Annotated in this window: 1 pseudogene; it reads right to left on the bottom strand. The window is 57.0% G+C overall.

The window, feature by feature from the left end:
• Nucleotides 1–116: 116 nt before the first annotated feature.
• Nucleotides 117–328 (bottom strand): annotated as a pseudogene (locus V5T82_RS18165) (thiosulfohydrolase SoxB); the annotation flags it as partial.

Here is a 328-nt window from a genome sequence, read left to right as displayed (position 1 = left end):
CCCCCCAAAAAGCACAGATAAGCCGGGATCAAGGGCAACACGCAGGGCGAGGCAAAGCTTAAGATGCCCGCGCCGAACGCGCCCCAGTAGGTGATGTCAAACGGATCCATGTGTGATTAAGCCCCCACCACTTTGATCGAGTTGTTGGGTTTGAGGTCGATGACCTTCTTCTTGCGAATGTGATCCGACACCAAGTCGTAAATGGGCGGGCCTTCGGTGCCTTCGTTGACCGAGGCCCAGCCGCCGACCACGTAATTCTTTTGCGCGTCGATCTGCTCACCCGTGGACAACAGCGTCATGTCGGAGATGCGGCTGCCCATGGATTTGT

This window comes from Magnetovibrio sp. PR-2 (assembly GCF_036689815.1).
Taxonomy (GTDB): Bacteria; Pseudomonadota; Alphaproteobacteria; order Rhodospirillales; family Magnetovibrionaceae; genus Magnetovibrio.
This window is presented reverse-complemented; position numbering and strand designations above follow the sequence as displayed.